This is a genomic window from Verrucomicrobiota bacterium (assembly GCA_021294815.2).
Classification (GTDB): Bacteria; Verrucomicrobiota; Verrucomicrobiia; order Opitutales; family LL51; genus LL51.
On record CP095464.1, the window covers coordinates 120,696 to 138,070 of the forward strand.

At 47.2% G+C, this 17,375-nt stretch carries 15 protein-coding genes and 1 tRNA gene; 8 read left to right on the forward strand and 8 right to left on the reverse strand.

Features of this window, described 5'->3' with window-relative positions; all coding sequences use genetic code 11:
- Nucleotides 1–43 precede the first annotated feature (43 nt).
- Entirely contained in the window at nt 44–907 is an 864-nt protein-coding gene (locus tag LW808_000465) for a 5'-3' exonuclease (protein UPA28536.1), read from the reverse strand.
- A 161-nt stretch (nt 908–1,068) separates the two neighbouring features.
- Between LW808_000465 and LW808_000470 the strand changes: the two genes are divergently transcribed.
- A complete protein-coding gene (locus LW808_000470; protein UPA28537.1) occupies nt 1,069–2,058 on the forward strand; it encodes a hypothetical protein in 990 nt (329 codons plus the stop codon).
- A 106-nt stretch (nt 2,059–2,164) separates the two neighbouring features.
- Here the strand turns inward: LW808_000470 and LW808_000475 are convergent.
- A tRNA-Ser gene (locus LW808_000475) sits at nt 2,165–2,254 on the reverse strand.
- A 142-nt stretch (nt 2,255–2,396) separates the two neighbouring features.
- On the opposite strand from LW808_000475, the gene LW808_000480 reads away from it, so the two are divergent.
- From LW808_000480 to LW808_000500, 5 genes are all read left to right on the forward strand, one after another.
- The gene (locus LW808_000480) at nt 2,397–2,906 is read left to right on the forward strand and encodes an NAD(P)H-dependent oxidoreductase (GenBank protein UPA28538.1); all 510 of its coding nucleotides are present in this window, start codon (nt 2,397–2,399) and stop codon (nt 2,904–2,906) included.
- 90 nt (nt 2,907–2,996) lie between these two features.
- Complete coding sequence (gene upp, locus LW808_000485; GenBank protein UPA28539.1) at nt 2,997–3,617, forward strand: uracil phosphoribosyltransferase; 621 nt, start codon at nt 2,997–2,999, stop codon at nt 3,615–3,617.
- Between the two features lie 9 nt (nt 3,618–3,626).
- Nucleotides 3,627–5,474 (forward strand): penicillin-binding protein 2, encoded by a 1,848-nt coding sequence (mrdA, locus tag LW808_000490; GenBank protein ID UPA28540.1) that lies wholly within the window; start codon nt 3,627–3,629, stop codon nt 5,472–5,474.
- Between the two features lie 6 nt (nt 5,475–5,480).
- Nucleotides 5,481–5,819, forward strand: coding sequence for a dUTPase (locus LW808_000495; protein UPA28541.1), 339 nt, complete (start codon nt 5,481–5,483; stop codon nt 5,817–5,819).
- A gap of 73 nt (nt 5,820–5,892) precedes the next feature.
- A complete protein-coding gene (locus tag LW808_000500) occupies nt 5,893–7,374 on the forward strand; it encodes a hypothetical protein (protein UPA28542.1) in 1,482 nt (493 codons plus the stop codon).
- Nucleotides 7,375–7,394: 20 nt separating this feature from the next.
- Here LW808_000500 and LW808_000505 read toward each other — a convergent pair whose 3' ends face one another.
- Nucleotides 7,395–7,934, reverse strand: coding sequence for a L,D-transpeptidase (locus LW808_000505; protein ID UPA28543.1), 540 nt, complete (start codon nt 7,932–7,934; stop codon nt 7,395–7,397).
- Between LW808_000505 and LW808_000510 the strand changes: the two genes are divergently transcribed.
- On the forward strand, nt 7,917–8,891 hold the full coding sequence (locus LW808_000510) for an aspartate-semialdehyde dehydrogenase (protein ID UPA28544.1): 975 nt from the start codon (nt 7,917–7,919) through the stop codon (nt 8,889–8,891). The two genes, LW808_000505 and LW808_000510, sit on opposite strands and share 18 nt — an antisense overlap.
- Nucleotides 8,892–8,894: 3 nt before the next feature.
- Here LW808_000510 and rpmB read toward each other — a convergent pair whose 3' ends face one another.
- From rpmB to rpsO, 3 genes are all read right to left on the reverse strand, one after another.
- Nucleotides 8,895–9,128 carry a 50S ribosomal protein L28 gene (rpmB, locus tag LW808_000515; GenBank protein ID UPA28545.1) on the reverse strand — a complete coding sequence of 78 codons (234 nt, stop codon included), beginning with the start codon at nt 9,126–9,128 and terminating at the stop codon, nt 8,895–8,897.
- Between the two features lie 280 nt (nt 9,129–9,408).
- Complete coding sequence (pnp, locus tag LW808_000520; GenBank protein UPA28546.1) at nt 9,409–11,583, reverse strand: polyribonucleotide nucleotidyltransferase; 2,175 nt, start codon at nt 11,581–11,583, stop codon at nt 9,409–9,411.
- Nucleotides 11,584–11,587: 4 nt separating this feature from the next.
- Entirely contained in the window at nt 11,588–11,860 is a 273-nt protein-coding gene (gene rpsO, locus LW808_000525; protein UPA28547.1) for a 30S ribosomal protein S15, read from the reverse strand.
- Between the two features lie 208 nt (nt 11,861–12,068).
- Here rpsO and LW808_000530 point away from each other — a divergent pair, with 208 nt between their 5' ends.
- On the forward strand, nt 12,069–13,130 hold the full coding sequence (locus LW808_000530; GenBank protein ID UPA28548.1) for a UDP-N-acetylglucosamine--N-acetylmuramyl-(pentapeptide) pyrophosphoryl-undecaprenol N-acetylglucosamine transferase: 1,062 nt from the start codon (nt 12,069–12,071) through the stop codon (nt 13,128–13,130).
- On the opposite strand, the gene proS is transcribed toward LW808_000530, so the two are convergent.
- Entirely contained in the window at nt 13,127–14,611 is a 1,485-nt protein-coding gene (gene proS, locus LW808_000535) for a proline--tRNA ligase (protein ID UPA28549.1), read from the reverse strand. The genes LW808_000530 and proS overlap by 4 nt on opposite strands.
- Nucleotides 14,612–14,624: 13 nt before the next feature.
- Nucleotides 14,625–17,294, reverse strand: coding sequence for a valine--tRNA ligase (locus tag LW808_000540; GenBank protein ID UPA28550.1), 2,670 nt, complete (start codon nt 17,292–17,294; stop codon nt 14,625–14,627).
- Nucleotides 17,295–17,375: the final 81 nt, after the last annotated feature.

Below are 17,375 nucleotides of genomic sequence, written 5' to 3' on the forward strand. Positions count from 1 at the left end.
CTCCCCTTTCCGGTTTAATACTTATTAGCGCTAAAACCTTCTTCTACAGCCTCGTTAGATCTTTTTCACCTCTAAGTTGCAAAGTTCGAAATTTATAAAATTTTACAAGTTCGTTATATTGATCCCAATTGGCGGTATTTTGTTCTAAAAAAATGTCTTCAATGCCTTGATTGAGCGCGATTAGTTGACGATTTCGTTGGAGATTTTCTCGTTCATTTGGTAGTAAATTTTGAAAACGTGTCGGTTTGATTTGGGCGATATTTTTATATATGCCCTCAATGGTATGGAAATTTTGCAGCCAATTACTAGCAGTTTTCGGCCCAACACCCTGAACTCCAGGAATATTATCTGCCTGATCGCCGATTAGCGATAGATAATCCACAATTTGTCCGGGATACACGCCAAATTTTTCGTATACACCTTGCCGATCTAGGAGATGTCCCAACTGGGCCGAACGTGATTCGGGAATTAACAAATATACTTTTTCTGAGACACATTGTGCAAAATCCTTATCGGCGCTAAAAATGATTGTTTGATCGAAGTCATTTTGATACTTCCGGGAAAATGAGGCGACTAAGTCGTCTGCCTCGACATGAGATCGTTCGATAATTGTCACTCCAAGTGCCTCGGCAAATGCCTTAACAACTGGAATTTGCACCTTCACAGGATCGGGAACTTCGAGTCGGTTAGCTTTATACGCCGGCAATAGGGCTTGGCGCTTTGGATCACGACCTTTATCGAGAAAAAAGACCAAGCAAGCCGGCTGTTTCGTCTTAATAATTTTCCACAAAATTTTCACCGAGCCGAGGATTGCGTTCGTTGGAAACCCGTTGTTACTCAGCATCGGGATCCCGTAAAAACAGCGAAAAATGAGATTCATGCCGTCGATCAAAAAGCATTTCGACATGCTACGACAACTAGCAACTATCTAAAAAACTCAATCGGGAATCTACTCCATTTTACGCAAAGCCAGGGTCATTTGAAATCATTTTTCGTAATATTTTACAATAAATTGACTTTTAGTACACACTTATTAGAATCAATACGTCCCTTCCTGGGTGAGAAATCATGAAAAATATCTTTAAAATTTTTGCCGTAGTGTGCAGCATTTTTGGCCGTGTCATACCGTCTTTCGGCGGAACGCATGGCACACGTGACTTTCCGATTTATGCCATGACGGATATTCATATGAATTCCGAACCTCTCAAAGGCATCACAAAACTCACAGACGGTATCGTTATTGCCAATGGTGATACTGTTACAGGTGTCACTTTTGACAAAAAACAACGTAAACTCGGAAGCAAACATACTCATAGTATACGAAAAACTGCCCAAGGGACATGGACTGACCCCAAAGCAGCAATCGATATTCTCAAAACAAGGACATCTCCCTATCCTCTCATTGCGGGATTGGGAAATCATGAGCTCAATCCCTACGCTTATAATGGTAGCTCTATTAAAGACTTGAAGAAATGGATCCAAGCTCTCATAGGAATTGGCATTGTCCCATTATGTACATTTCCTAATTATGAGTCCTTGGGTGCAGAACGCTGCTACCGCTATGGCAACAGTTACTTTCTATCATACATCACAAGCGAGTATGGCACCAAAGAAATCAATGCCAAAGATCGGAATGACTATGAAAGTGCAGCCATTGTAAGCATCTCGTGGCAAATTCAAAAAGCGTACAATGCAAACTCTCATATGAAAGAAGTTCATTTAATGCTCCATGCGGGATTTGACGAAGGGAAAAGAATTGCCGAAGGAATCATCCGTACACTTGAAAATCATAAATTCGATACCAAGAAGGTTACTTTCTTCTGTTACTTGGGGCATGCACATGGCGGCTCTATTCCCCTACCATATCCCATTAATGGAACATCCTGGAAAGCCAAAGGAGAATACCAGAAAAACAATGGAAGGATAGTACTAATCGTTGAGGCACAAAAAAACACAAACATCCTGTTTATTTTCCCGAACTGTGCAGATGACTGCATTAAAATCGATAGTAATGGTACCCCGAGTATAAAAGCGCGGTTCATAACGAGAAGTCTTTAGCAGATCTCACTCCCAGAACTACAATAAAGCAACAGAAGAGACTGCCTACCTATTCCTTCGCTTTGCTACGCTCCAAATTCCAACCTTTGGCCACAATAACCTCTAGTGGCGGAGAGGGAGGGATTCGAACCCTCGGTACCGTTACCGGTACGCCTGATTTCGAGTCAGGTACAATCATCCGCTCTGCCACCTCTCCTTGCTTGCAAGCAAAAATTTTTGTCGTTATTGTCTATAAAAATTTGACGGCATAAAACATTTTTCAACTCCTTACAACAAACTTGACTTCTTCAATATGCTACTTTTCTCTTTGTGGATTTCAGAAAAAAGGGGTTTAACTTATGGATAAAAATGTTCTAGTTTTGTCGGCGCATCCCGATATTGCCGAAAAGTCGAAAGCGTGTGCGGCTTTGTTGAGCGCTGTGAAGGATCTGCCAAAAGTGCGCGTTATGGATCTTTCGGAAATTCCTGCCACGGTAGAAAATTACTACGAGCGCGTTAAGGCCGCATCGGTAATCGTTCTTCAATTTCCTTTCTGGTGGGGAAGCGCACCGGCTATCCTTAAAACGTGGATCGATACGCTGATGCTCGGTTTTTTAGAAGATCCCGGCATGAAGGGCAAGCGTTTACTCGTTGCAACAAGCGTGGGCTCGGGGCCAGAGGTCTATCGCTCGGGCGGCGCAGAACAGTTTACTGTAGATGAGATTTTACGTCCTTTCCAGGTAATGGCAATTTACTCGGGGATGACGTACCTGACACCTTTCGTTCTCTACGGAACGATGCTTCCCGATGCGGACCAGCGCATTCAGCGAGGCGCCAAGGAATATCGCGCGTTGATCGAGCAACTCTAGCCTGGAAGGTTTATTGTTCCTTCGTGCTTTCCATTGTAATCGTGGATTGCCTCCTATGGTGTTTGTGTTATAAGAAACCCAAGGATAGTTATGGCTTTCCACGTTGTCCGTCATCCGATTGCTGAATCCATTTTAACGCAACTGAGAAATCGTGATACGTGTGCTCACGAGTATCGCTTGTCATGCCGACAGATTGCGTCTATTCTACTCATTGAGGCGTTGCGACCACTTGAATTGGAAGCTGTGCCCGTTAATACCCCTCTCGCTCCTTGCGAAGGTAATACCATAGCTGACTTGGTGACTTTTGTCGTTATTTCGCGCGCTGGAACGGCAATGTTAGGACCTGCATTGGAATTATCGCCAGAAGCGACCATTGGAACGATTGGCATCGAGCGCGATCCAATGACCACGAAAGCGCATTGCTACTACCAAAAATTACCAGAGATCAAAGGGCGCTATGTCGTCGTACTGGATCCCATGCTCGCAACGGGTCATTCTGCAGCCTTGGCGTTTTCACTGATTGCGCCGCAACAGCCAAAAATATTATCGCTCGTTTCGGTTCTCGCTGCTCCAGAAGGCGTCGAACATTTAATGAAAAATTTTCCGTCCTCGCAGCTTTACGCCGCCGCACTCGACCAAGGGCTTAACGAACAGAACTTTATCGTCCCCGGCCTCGGCGATTTTGGCGATCGCTTCTACGGGACGCTCTAATTTCTATCCGTGGATCCCGCCAAAAAGTCTTTAGCAGAGCAGCGCATTTTCTTGCTGTGTTTCATCCTTTTGGGGATTTTTCTTTTTCTTATCGGAGGACTTTTTTACCGCCAGGTCACGCAGCACAGCTACTTCCTTCAGAAAGGAAAGTACCAGACCCAGCGCCGTGTTTTTTTACCGGCACCACGTGGCGATATTTTAGACCGCCAGGGGCGCGTTATTGCCTGCGATCAGCCACTGTTTGAGCTTCACCTTTATTTTGATAGTATTCGAAAAGAAATTCGAGAACAGTACCTCAATTTTCTCCAAGAACATCGGCAGAAAAAACAACCGATCGATCGCGTTAAATTTCAACAACAGGCCCGTCAATCTGTCGTGCAACGACATCTCGATCGAGCAAATGCAATCACACACCGCCATGAGACCTTAGATATCACAAAACTTGAGCACCACTACCATCAATCGCTACTTGCCCCCTTCACCCTCCTTTCCAATCTAACGACGGAGGAATATGTTCGCCTAACAGACCAACTTCCGGTTAATTCACCTCTTTTCATCGCTACAAATTATTGTCGCAAGTATCCCTATGGTTCTGCAGCTTGCCACGTATTGGGTTACGTTTCAATGGCCTACGATCTCCCCCAAACCTCCAAAGAGTTGCGCAGTTTTTTCACGGGCCATCGCGCTGGAAAAACCGGCATTGAATTATCCCAAAACGCGCAACTATCGGGTATCGATGGCGAGGAAATTTTTGCTGTCGATCCCGTCGGATTCCGTAGCGAGTGTGTCGAACGGATTGCACCAGAAAAAGGGAAAGAATGTCAGTTGAGTATCGATATTCGTCTGCAGCAAGCGGTCGAAAAGGCCATTTCAGGATATCAAGGCTCCGCCATCGTTTTAGATGTTTCTTCTGGCGAAGTACTGGCTTTGGCCAATACACCAGCTTACGATCCCAACTTGCTTTCACCAAAAATCCCAAAAAACGTTTTTCAAGAGATTACGCAACGTGGTGCCTGGCTCAATCGCGCAATTCAGGGTTGCTATCCCCCTGCCTCGACGTTTAAAATTATTTCCAGCATTGCCTTTTTACGGAACAACATTGCGACTTGGGACGCCAACGATACCGAGAATTGTCCGGGGAAAACAAAGATCGGGACACGGCTCTTTCATTGCGATCATAAAACTGCGCACGGCCAGGTCTCGCTCGCAGCGGCGATGAAGAAAAGCTGCAACGTCTATTATTATCGGCGCAGTCAGGAGTGCGGAATTCAAAATATCGCCCAGGAAGCTCGGCGTTTTCGTCTCGATCAGCCAACCGGCATCGAACTCCCCTTCGAAACCCATCGCATGACCATTGCCGATCCCGAGTGGAAGAAGCAAAAAAAGCTCGGTGAATGGTTCGGCGGCGACACCGCAAATACCGCAATCGGACAGGGATATACTCTTGTAACACCCCTGCAGATGGCCTGCTTTATTGCGAGTATTGCTGCAAATCGAACTTTTACGCGTCCCCATATTCTGCACGATGCTCACCATACGCAAACGGCGCCAACAATCGGACTCAACCATAAAGATTATCGCCAGCTGATTACAACACTCCAGGAAGTCGTCCGCTCTGGCACCGGTCGCCGCGCGCAGTACAAAAATATTGCCATCGCCGGGAAAAGTGGTACTGCTCAAGTCTGGGAGCACGGAGAACGTCGCAATGTCGCGTGGTTTATTGGGTTTGCGCCTGTCGAAAAACCGACTATTGCCCTCGCCGTGGCAATTCAGGAGACGTCTTCCAACGACAACTACTACGGCGGTAAAACCGCAGGGCCGGTTGCACACCAAATTTTCGAAGCATACTTTCACTAAACAGTTATGGATAAACTCGATACTATTTTCTCGCTTCAAGCTGAACTCAATCGCCGCATCGGTGTTAAGCCAAGTGGACTAAGCCGTGAAGAACAAATTCAGTGGGTATTGAATTATACACGCGCACTCCAACAAGAAGCATCTGAACTCATCGACTGTGTTCCCTGGAAGTGGTGGAAAAAACACCAGCAATTCGACTACGATAATGCGCGCATGGAAATTATCGATCTCTTCCATTTTGTCATCTCTTTAGCACAAGTTCTCGACCTCTCAGCGGAGGATTTCTATCGCATTTATCTCGAAAAAAATAAGATTAATCACGAACGACAGGATCAGGGATACTAAGATAGCGCCTCAATTTTTAGTATTTTATTGACAATAAGCGTTGATTTTTTGGGATGCGGGCTGGTTTAGCTTTATGGATCATCGAATCTCAAATAATACGACGAAAACGCTCGCATTGTTATTTCTAACAACGTGGTCAGCGGGTGGTTTGTTTGCAAGTGTCAAGAAAGGCAACAGCGCTTCTACCCCCAAGGTATCTGTTGCTGCGAAAACAAAATCTCCTAAAACGCCACGAAGTGCCTCTAAAAAAACAACACCGCGTAAAACCGTAGAGTCATCGGATTCTTGGGAGGAAGAAGCTCCCGTTCGGAAATCGGCACCCAAAACTCCTGGCAAAGATGTAATAGCCCGAGCAGATTTGGATGATGATGGCGATCGGCATAGCCCAGTTCCCGCTCAGCACTCCGACCAAGAGCATGATTCGTCTATAGCCTTTCATGTTGATGACGGCGAAGGGAATGTCTCGATTCAAGGGCAGCCAAATTCCAAGATTTGTGCCTTTGAGATTCGGGGAACGGGTACTATTCATCAAGGTGAAGGCGGAATATCGATTATTGGTGGAGAACCTACCGACTTCCGTGAAGAAGCTGTTTCATCAGGCGCACTTGCCCCCAATATTCTTGTCCGCGATATAACGATAGATGCCAACACACCACAAACAGGAGCAAGTAATGGTAATAGTCGTCGCAGTCCTTCGGTTTCACAAAAGTATCCCCATGAGCACGATTCGCTTATGATCTGCCGTATGGAAGATAAGTTTATCGACCTAACGCCACGGGAATGCCGCATTTCGTCACAATTCGATGCCCGGTTGTACGCGTTTGAGATTCAAGGCGAAGGGAAAACTCTGCAGAATGAACAATCCCTAAGAAGTCAACTGCTTGCCCTTTCACGATTACTTATTGAGCAACCCTTGGAATTGGAAGCGCTATCCGAAATAACCGAAAATGAACGGACCGAAGTTCGTACACGTTTGAGGGATGAGCAGAAAGCTCACAGTTATGCCTCCGAGCGCTCGGTTCCGGTATCGTTACGTTCACTTTCATCTTTAGCAGGATGTCCCGTGTTGTACCTCGAGCTTGGAAATAAATTTCCGCATCAGGACATGGTTGTGAGGCGAATTTACATTAATGCCGAAAATAATGACGAATTTTCAGAAGAAGTATTTTCTCGCTACACCGGTCGCGGTAGTGACGCCTATATGTTGAATAAAATCGAAAATGATCCCCGCATTGCGATTATCATTAACAATATCCATAAGAAACGCCTTGTTTTCTCGCTGCCATACCTCCCCGCAAATACCATTTATCAACTCCCTACCTCGAGTAGCTCGGAGCTTCGCAAGAGAATTTCGCGCGAGACTTGGATTCGTTGGGGAAAAAATACCGTTGCAGGTACGGTTGCGACTTCGATCATATTAGGAGGATGCCAGTCCACGTACCAACATTACAAAGACCCGATTTCAAGGGGCCTTCAATCGACAGGTGGGTTCTTCAACCGAACCTGGGAACGTATAAAATCATTCTTCCATAAGAATCCAGAACCTGTGAACTAAGAACTTCCATTAGCTCGTTTTCATTCATCGGCGATCAGTACGAGGCTGTTCGCCTTTATTTTTTTAAAAAGATAGATAATTTCACGATTGAGCATACCAATACAACCATGCGTACAAGGCGTTCCAATTTTTGTCTCGTTAGGAATACCGTGGATATAAATATAACGCGCATAGGTATCGACATTACCTCCTTGATTTTTGCCAGATTCGAGTCCTTGTAGGCGTAGAATTCGTGTAGTTACATAGCCTTTTGTTTGCCAGTCAGGAAAATCTTTGGCGCATTTTCCCGTCTCTTGGCGACCGATAAAAACCGTATTGAGCGGTGCATTGTCGCCGATTTTGTCCGCAATCGCATGTAACCCCAGTGGCGTACCGAAAGAATTTTTTAGGGAATTGATCCCATATACCGAAGTGGAAATCACAAAAATATCCTCCAGATTTTTTCCGAGATAGGCATACATCAGGCTTTGCGCAATCGATACATAAAGCCACTGCGGTGTCATGGTCATGCCTAAGTCTCGACAAACCAATTGAATCCGCTCATGATGCTCGAAGGACATCCCATGACCCTAAATATCGGCATTATTGGCGCAACTGGAATTATCGGACGAAATTTGGTGGAGTTTTTTCGAAAAAAGCCCTCCATGCGGCTTTTTTTATACGCGTCATCACACTCTCTGACGCGAGCGATTACTATTAAGGATCAATTATTTCCAGTAGCGTCCATAGGTCCCGGAATTTTCAAATCCCTCGATTGGGCGATTTTTGCAACCTCGGCTCCAACGGCTAAGGAGTATATCCCTCACGCCCTGCGCCATTCCTGCCGTGTAATTGATTTGAGCGCTGCTTTCCGCCTGGATCTCAATGTTTTTTTGTTTTGCGCCGGTGTTAATGAAGAAAATTTTCCGAAAAATGCACCTATTATTGCTTGTCCAAATTGTACAACCTCATTAATCGCCAAGGTACTTGCGCCACTTCATAGGCAATTTCCTTTAAAAGGTTTTTTGGTCAGCACCTATCAGTCAATTTCGGGAGCAGGCTGGCGCGCAGTTCAAGCCTGGCAGCAACAGCTTACAACAGAAATATCTAGCGACCGGTCCATTGTTCCACTAGCCCACAACTGTACTCCCTGGATTGATCCAATTGAAAATTCGCCACACACGGGCGAGGAAGAATCGATTGTTCGTGAAAGCAAAAAGTTACTCCAACAGCCCGATCTAAAAATTTCGGCGACCTGTGTGCGTGTTTCCTGTGAACGTGGTCACGGCATTGCACTTACTGCCCAGTTCCGCCAAAACATTTCCCCTGCGACTATCCAAAAATGTCTTTCTCAATCACCAACACTCATTCATGCTGATAAAACACCCATCGAATGCACCGGCGACGATTACGTCTACTACTCGCGCATCCGAACGGCTGAATTTCCCGAAAACGCCACCTCGCTTTGGATTACGGGAGACCAAATCACCGCCGGCACCATTGCGAATGTCGACGGTATACTAAAAAAATGGACTTAAAAGCTACGCCGCCTTTTGGACTTTGCCCGCCTTGATGGCTTTGACACAAACCAATACGCGCTTCACCTGACCAGAAGGAAGCACAATGCGCACTCGCTGGAGATTAGCTTTGAAAACACGGCGTGTACGCTTAATGATGTGCGTACCAATTCCGCCGCTCTTTTTCGTCTGACCACGCCGGCGAATACGGCTCCCCTTCACCTGGCTTTTCCCCGTAATAAAACAAACTCGCGACATAAATTTCCCCTTTTCTGAAAAGTAAAATAGATCTTGTTCCGAAGCAAGCCTTTTTGAATGCAGTACTTAGCCTAGCAGCTGTGTTCTTCGGATTCCGAGGTTTCCACAGTTTCCGAAGAATCGCTACGACGCGCTACCTGGCGAAACCCGAGGTCATCGTACGCCCCCCAAGCTACAATAATGCAAATCTGCTTCGCACCCACACTCACTGGACACCTCCTACCTTGGCACCTTCTATACTACCTACCATACATCCGCATTTTTAAAACAACCTGAATTTTTATCGACGACGACTTTCTCGTGAAGGTGAGCGCCTTGGTTGACGGCTAGCTGTGTAATCCTCCCCCTTAGCGACACAAATCACCGCGCGCCGACTTAAACGTACGCGACCCCGATCATCTACACCGATACACTTCACAATAATTTCGTCTCCGAGTTTGCAGACGTCTTCGACATTTTCGACGCGAAAATCCGCAAGTTCTGAAACATGGACCATCCCCTCTTTCCCGGGGAGGCATTCGACAAAGACACCAAAATCTTTAATCGATTTTACGATACCCTTGTAGGTCTTCCCGACTTCGATCTCGGCATTCATGAGGTTAATTTCCTCTAAAACTCGATCGAGTGCCTCTTGGTTAGGCGCAAAGATCATTACACGACCGCTATTGTCTTCGTTAATATCGATCTGTGCACCGGTTTCCTCCGTGATACGCTTGATATTTTTTCCACCAGAGCCAATCAATGCACCGATTTTTTCGGGGTTGATTTGGACTTCTCGAAACCCTGGTGCGGAAGGTTTCAAACACGGATTGACTCCGGGTTGTGCGGCAAGCATGACTTCCAAAATCTTTGCCCGTGCTTCCTTATTACGATAGATCGCCTCTTTCGCGACTTCCAAAGGGAGTCCTTTAATTTTCAGGTCGAGCTGGAAACCTGTAATGCCATTCGCCGTACCACAGATTTTGAAATCCATGTCGCCGAAATGATCTTCATCGCCGATAATATCCGTCAAAACAACATGTCGCAGCAAATTGCCAAACTCGTCGAACTCGGTTACTAATCCTGTCGAAATACCGGAAACAGGGGCCAAAATCGGCACACCGGCGTCCATCAACGCCAAGCAACCGCCACAAACCGATGCCATTGAAGAGGACCCGTTCGATCCCATAATATCTGAAACAATTCGAATCGAATACGGAAAAACTTCTTCCGAAGGGACGACCGGTGATAACGAACGTTCCGCGAGCGCACCATGGCCAATCTCCCGCCGTCCAACACCATTTGTTCGCCCTGTCTCTCCAACGCAGTAAGGCGGGAAGTTATAGTGTAGAACAAAGGTCTTGGTTTTAATACCGCCGGTAATGGCGTCGAGTTCTTGGACATCACGCGAAGAGCCTAAGGTTAGGCTGACGAGTGCTTGGGTTTCTCCACGTTCAAAGAGTGCCGTTCCGTGGACACGTGGTAAAACATTGGTCTCACAATGAAGCGGACGGATTTCATCAATCGCACGTCCATCTACCCGCCGGTTTTTGTCTAAAATGTTATTCCGATAGAGCGACTCCTTGATCGATTCGAGTGCCATCTTAACCTGAACTTCGTCACAAGCGGCTTCACCAACTGTTCTGAGAACCTCTTCTCGAACTTTCGCTTCAATCTGATCAACATCACGTTCCCGTTGGATCTTATTTGGCTGGAAGATGACGACGGCGAGATCTTCTTCAAACTTTTGGCAGATCTCCATGACATGATCCGGAACCGTATGGAGTTCAAAATTCCGCTTCGCTTTTCCAGAAAGCTGTACGAGTTCTTTCTGAGCTTGGATAATGGGCTGAATCTGCTCGTGCGCAAAGGCAAGCGCTTCGATAAAACGATCTTCTGGAAGCTGGTCGGCATTCCCTTCGATCATCATCATATCGCGTTCATTCCCGACATAAATTAGATCTAAACGCGAATGGAGCATTTCTTCGTTTGTCGGATTGACGACAAATTCCCCATCAATTTCGCCTACACGAACACAGCCAATTGGACCGTACCAGGGAATATCGGAGCATGCAAGCGCCGCTGAAGCACCGTTGACCATCAGGATATCGCCTTCGTTCTTACCATCTGCTGATAAGAGCATGCCAATGACCTGAACTTCGTTCATAAACCCTTCGGGAAAGAGCGGTCGTAATGGACGGTCACAGAGGCGAGAAATGAGAATTTCCTTCTCCGAAGGCTTCCCTTCGCGCTTCTGATAACCGCCCGGGAATTTTCCAGCAGCCGAAAATCGTTCCCGGTAATCAACCGTTAAGGGGAAGAAATCCTGTCCTGGAAAACAAGTTTTCGCCGCAACCGTACTGACAAACACACTTGTTTCGCCGAGCGTTACGACGACAGAACCATTTGCTTGAAGTGCTAGGGTACCGGTTGAAAACGATAGGCCCCCACCCTCCACACTAAAACGTTGTTTCATCGTACTATCGGCGGAGTTCGAGGCGCTGTAAAAGCTCCCCATATTTGTTAAAGTCCGTGCGTTTCAGATAATTTAATAACTTGCGCCGGCGATTTGCCATCGTTACCAGACCGCGACGCGTATGGAAATCCTTTTTATGAACCGCGAGATGCTCAGTGAGGTGGGTAATTCGCGCCGTTAACAGTGCGATCTGGACCTCACACGACCCGGTATCACCTTCGTGTACCTGGTATTCATTAATGATCTTACTTTTTTCGAGATATTCTACTTTCGACATTTTTAGACTCATTTCACAGGCAGACGATCACCCGATCGCCCGTGTATCAGTACCTCACCGATATCACCGCTTTCGAAGGCCTGCGGCAGAGAATCCTGCTAGCGTATCCTCGTGACCCTACGCCTCCTCAAAAACTTTTCAAGCCTAATTCACACCCTCAATGATGCTATAGCGTTGCAAGCTTTATGAGGATTCTATTGTATTCCCTATGAATATCCTACTGGCCTGTGGAGGATCTGGGGGGCATATTGCGCCGGCAATTGCGCTTGCCGAGCGACTTCCCGAGCATCGCTGTACCTTCATTATTAGTCATAAACAGGTCGATACCCTTTTTACGGAAAAATATCCACAGTTTGAATTTATTCGTATTGGAGCTGCTCCATTTCACATGTCCCCTCTTGCCCTCGGACGATTTTTACGCTCCCAACTCACCTCGCTCCGGTTTGCATATAAATTTCTCAAACAACGACATATCGATCTCGTCATTTCCTTTGGGGGCTTTACGTCTCTAGGATTTGTATTAGCCGCAAAGATGCGACACATACCGATTATCCTTCACGAATCGAATCAGATCCCGGGGAAATCGACACGCGTTTTAGCAAAATTTGCCAACAAAATTATCCTTCCTCCAGAGGTGTTTTTAAAACGCCACAAATATCAAACTAAAACGGTTTCCTTAGACTATCCCATTCGGAAGGAATTTGTCGCGATTTCTCAGGCAGATGCACGTGAACAATTGGGTTGGCCAGCACTCAAAAAAATTGTCTTAATCCTCGGCGGTAGCAATGGTGCCCTTTCGCTGAACAAATGGGCCGAACAAAACTTTTCGAAATTCGCCCATCATAACCTCGATTTTTACTGTATCGCCGGAACGGCTATGCGCCAAGAGTACGCGGTCAACCACGAAGATTGTACGCTCCATATGCTCCCCTTTTGTCACGAGATGAACCTCGCGATTCGTGCAAGCGATCTCGTGATTTCGCGTGCCGGTGCAGGCGCAATCGCGGAATGCCGTTATTGCAAGCGCCCGATGATCCTCGTCCCCTACCCGCTTGCAGCCGATCAACACCAACGTGCTAATGCCCGTGCAGCAGAATTACTTGGCGTTGCAACGATGGTCGAACAAGATGAAATCGACCGTCTAGCACCGAAGATTTTAGAATTCTTCGACTCCAAAACAATGTCCAGCGCGATGCAACGTGCACTCGAAATTACATTCGTCCCCGATGCGGCGGAACAGTTTGCGCACCTTGTTCGATCGATGCTCTAATAAGATTTTGCCCACACAACACGTCGTGCCGTCGGCTGCTGGCTATAGAAGCACGGGCTCGTTTCGTCCGTATCCGGCAAAACACAGCGAATCGTAATGTTGTAGCGTTCTTTCATCTGGGCTTCAATCGCACAATCTTCACACAAATGAGTTACAACAAATCCGCCCTTTGCCGTCGCCCAGAAGTCTTCAAACTCCGGTAACGTATGAATCGTCCTCGTCTGCGCATCACGGAACGCCCGCGCTCGCTCCAGTAATCCTTCCTGAATCGACTGCAATTCCGTCGGTAATTTTTCCCAAAACTCCTCCACAGGCATCGAAAACGATTCCATTGTATACCGGCGCAGGCCGTACACCGAGCGGTTTTTGAGATCGCGTGGCCCAACTTCTAAAATCAACGGCACACCTTTCTTAATCCAGGACCATTTCTTTTCGCCACCATTGCGATCTTTCGTATCCACAAAAACGCGAATCGCTTCTCCGGCATAAGTTCTTTCAACCATCCGTTGCTCTAGTTCTCGGCAATACGTAATCACCGCCTCGGCATCCGCTTCGTGATGAATGATTGGCAAAATAACGACGTGATACGCCGCAAGACGTGGCGGTAAAACCAGCCCATCATCATCGGAGTGCGTCATAATCAACCCTCCAATCAAGCGCGTCGATGAACCCCAGGATGCGGTCCAAGCAAATTGTTCTTGGTTATTGCGATCGATAAAGCGAATATTGCTCGAACGGGCAAAATTCTGCCCTAAAAAGTGTGAGGTCCCTGCCTGCAACGCCTTCCCATCTTGCATCATCGCTTCAATACAAAGGGTCTGGACTGCGCCAGCAAAACGTTCTGCGGCCGTCTTTTCGCCACACAATACCGGCATCGCCATATCATATTCGGCAAAATCTCGGTAGACTTCGACCATTCGCTGCGCCTCCTCCTGAGCTTCTTCGGCCGTCTCGTGAACCGTATGCCCTTCTTGCCACAAAAATTCCGATGTCCGTAAAAACAATCGTGTCCGCATCTCCCAGCGCACTACATTCGCCCACTGATTGATTAAAATCGGCAAATCGCGATACGAATGCACCCAGCGCGCAAATGATGCACCAATAATGGTTTCCGATGTCGGACGTATCACAAGTGGCTCTTCTAACGGTGATGTCGGAATTAATTTCCCTTCCTCCGTCGCCTGTAACCTTGAATGCGTTACAACAGCACATTCTTTCGCAAATCCCTCGGCATGTTCTGCTTCCTGTTCGAGGTAGCGTAACGGGATAAATAGCGGGAAATAGGCATTCTGATGTCCCGTCGCCTTAAACATCGCATCGAGGCGTTTTTGCATTTGCTCCCAAATCGCATACCCCCAGGGTTTTATGACCATACACCCGCGTACCTCGCTATTTTCAGCAAGATCGGCTTCACGAACGACCTGCTGATACCACTCCGGGTAATTTTCGCTACGGGTTGGTGTGATTGCAAATTTTCTCATTGATCAAAAAAAATTATAGGACTAGCGACAGGCGTCTTAAGGTTTCTTCAAGCTGTGTCTTTTTAGCGAAATTCTCGGCCAATAGGTCGCGTGCTCCCTGGATGACCTTTTCGGGCGCACTCGCTAAAAAATTTTCGTTGTGCAGTTTTTGCTCACCGAGTTCGATCAGCTTTACGACCTGTGCGAGCGCTTGTGTCAGGCGCGCTTTCTCGGCTTCAACATCAAGGCTCTCGGTTAATCCAATATAAATCGTTCCTAAGCCAACAGTACTCATCGGAAGTTGTAGCGGCCGCTCGACCAGTTTGATGTTTTGAGTTTTTAAGAGCGCTTTGAGTTGGTCGAGATGTCGTTCGAGAGTCACCTGCCCCCCCCCTTCCGCCTGATAATAAAGCGGTACATCTTTTGTCGAAGAAAGTCCGAACTGTGCCTTAAGCGCACGTGCTGCAACGACCCACTCATGGATCGCATCGACTTCCGCTAATAACGCATCTGCATTTTGAAAATCAATTTTCTTTAATACCTGTTTGAGCTCCTCTGAACTTTCCAACAACACCTCACCGATAAACTGTTGGCCATAGGCGTGCTGGTGCCAGAGTTCTTCCGTGATAAACGGAATCATCGGGTGTAATAACAAAAGCAATTGACGTAAAATCAGATCATGAACCGCTAAAACCGTCGCCGAAGCCCGGGTCTTTGAAATCTCGATGTACCAGTCGCAATAGTGTGTCCAGAAAAAGGTATAAATGATCTGCGCCGCACGATTGAACTCATAAGCCTCCATCGCGCGTTCAAATGCTTCAACGGTTGTGATGAGTCTCCATAAAATCGCACGGTCATCCGCTTCAAGCTGTTCGATATCGATTGGCTCGATAATCGCCGTTAACGAAGTCCGATCGCTCTCTGTGGGATGTGATTGCCGGAAGCGAAAGGCATTCCATAACTTCGTGCAAAACTTTTTGCCAAGCGCGACACGCTCTTCAGAAAATAAGACATCCTGACCTTGAGGTGACATGAGTAAGAGCCCTAAACGCAACCCATCCGCACCGTATTTATCGACCAAATCAAGTGGATCGGGAGAGTTGCCTAAACTCTTGGACATTTTCCTTCCTAAATGATCGCGAACAATCCCGGTAAAATAGACGTTGCGAAATGGAATCGTTTTGCGGATTTCTTCGGATGAGAGTGTTTCTCCTGTGCCTAAAAAGTTTAAGCCCATCATGATCATCCGTGCGACCCAGAAAAAGATAATATCGGGCCCCGTGACGAGATCCGTTGTCGGATAAAAATATGAAAACCCGTTACGCTGCATCGCCTCCGTATCCGGCCAGCCAAAAACCCCCATCGGCCAAATCGCTGACGAAAACCACGTGTCTAGTACATCTTCATCTTGTTCCCAATTCTCGGGGTCGGCCGGACCATCAACCGAGACATGCCAATTTTGAGGATCATCGCGATCTGTGTGCTTGCGGTACCATACCGGAATACGGTGTCCCCACCATAACTGCCGGCTGATACACCAATCGCGCAGATTATCGAGCCAATAGAGGTAAGTTTTGGCCCAACGCTCGGGACGGAATTGAATGATCCCTTCGGCCACTGCCCGCTTCGCCTCCTCTACGCGGGGATATTTTAAAAACCACTGCTGTGATAGCCGCGGCTCAATCGGTACGTTTGCACGCTCTGAAAATCCTACATTATTTTCATACGCCTCCTCTTTCACCAGGAGGCCACTTTGTTTCAAATAAATTCCGGCCTGTTTACGGGCTTCAAAACGTTCGAGACCGGCGAGTACACCGGCAGTAGCATTCATATACCCTCTTGGGTCGATGACGCTAATGGCTTCGAGTTGATGGCGCTGGCCGATTTCAAAGTCCACAATATCGTGTGCTGGCGTTACTTTCAGTGCACCTGTTCCAAAGTCCTTCAACACGGCGGCGTCGGCTACAATCGGAATCTCTTTGCGCTCGATCGGCCGCCAACAGTGTAATCCGATATAGGCCTGATAGCGCTCATCCTCTGGGTGTACTGCCACCGCGGTATCGCCTGGAATCGTTTCCGGACGTGTCGTGGCGACGGTTAAAAATTCCCCGGGCTTTTCAACGATCTCATAGCGGACGTAATAGAGTGTGGAAGCCTGAGGACGCATAATGACCTCTTCATCGCTGAGCGCTGTTTGACTGACGGGACACCAATTGACCATGCGAAGGCCCTTATAAATTCGCCCCTGCTGATAGAGCTTCACAAACGCTATTTGTACTGCGCGAGCATAATCCGGATCGAGTGTATATTTAAGCGAGGACCAGTCACACGAAACACCGAGTCGCTTGAGTTGTTCGAGAATGGTATTGCCATTTCTCTCACGCCAAGCCCGTGCATGTTCTAAAAACGCCTCACGTCCCATTTCACGACGCGATTTTCCTGCTTTTAGGAGTTCTTTTTCGACCTTTATTTGGAGAGAAATTCCTGCATGATCGGTACCTGGGATCCAAACGGCGGACCGATTTTTTTGTCGCGCGCGGCGAACCAACACATCCTGGAGGGTATTATTAAGGGCATGGCCCATATGAAGGATTCCCGTTACATTCGGCGGTGGGATCACGATAGCATACGCCGTACGTTTAGGGTCTACTTTTTTATGAAACAGCCCGGCATTGGTCCACTGCGCATACCATTTTTTCTCCAAATCTCCTGGGACGTAAGTCAGATCAACCATCGCAGCGAACGTAACTAAAACCGCTTACAAGGGAAGTCCAAATCACACATC

Coding starts and splice junctions, on each gene's coding strand:
- LW808_000495 (UPA28541.1), top strand. CDS start 5,481: ATGGATAAACTCGATACTATTTTCTCGCTTCAAGCTGAACTCAATCGC.
- LW808_000465 (UPA28536.1), bottom strand. CDS start 907: ATGTCGAAATGCTTTTTGATCGACGGCATGAATCTCATTTTTCGCTGT.
- proS (UPA28549.1), bottom strand. CDS start 14,611: ATGAGAAAATTTGCAATCACACCAACCCGTAGCGAAAATTACCCGGAG.
- LW808_000480 (UPA28538.1), top strand. CDS start 2,397: ATGGATAAAAATGTTCTAGTTTTGTCGGCGCATCCCGATATTGCCGAA.
- LW808_000510 (UPA28544.1), top strand. CDS start 7,917: ATGATGCTCGAAGGACATCCCATGACCCTAAATATCGGCATTATTGGC.
- rpsO (UPA28547.1), bottom strand. CDS start 11,860: ATGTCGAAAGTAGAATATCTCGAAAAAAGTAAGATCATTAATGAATAC.
- LW808_000470 (UPA28537.1), top strand. CDS start 1,069: ATGAAAAATATCTTTAAAATTTTTGCCGTAGTGTGCAGCATTTTTGGC.
- LW808_000530 (UPA28548.1), top strand. CDS start 12,069: ATGAATATCCTACTGGCCTGTGGAGGATCTGGGGGGCATATTGCGCCG.
- LW808_000500 (UPA28542.1), top strand. CDS start 5,893: ATGGATCATCGAATCTCAAATAATACGACGAAAACGCTCGCATTGTTA.
- LW808_000505 (UPA28543.1), bottom strand. CDS start 7,934: ATGTCCTTCGAGCATCATGAGCGGATTCAATTGGTTTGTCGAGACTTA.
- pnp (UPA28546.1), bottom strand. CDS start 11,583: ATGAAACAACGTTTTAGTGTGGAGGGTGGGGGCCTATCGTTTTCAACC.
- rpmB (UPA28545.1), bottom strand. CDS start 9,128: ATGTCGCGAGTTTGTTTTATTACGGGGAAAAGCCAGGTGAAGGGGAGC.
- upp (UPA28539.1), top strand. CDS start 2,997: ATGGCTTTCCACGTTGTCCGTCATCCGATTGCTGAATCCATTTTAACG.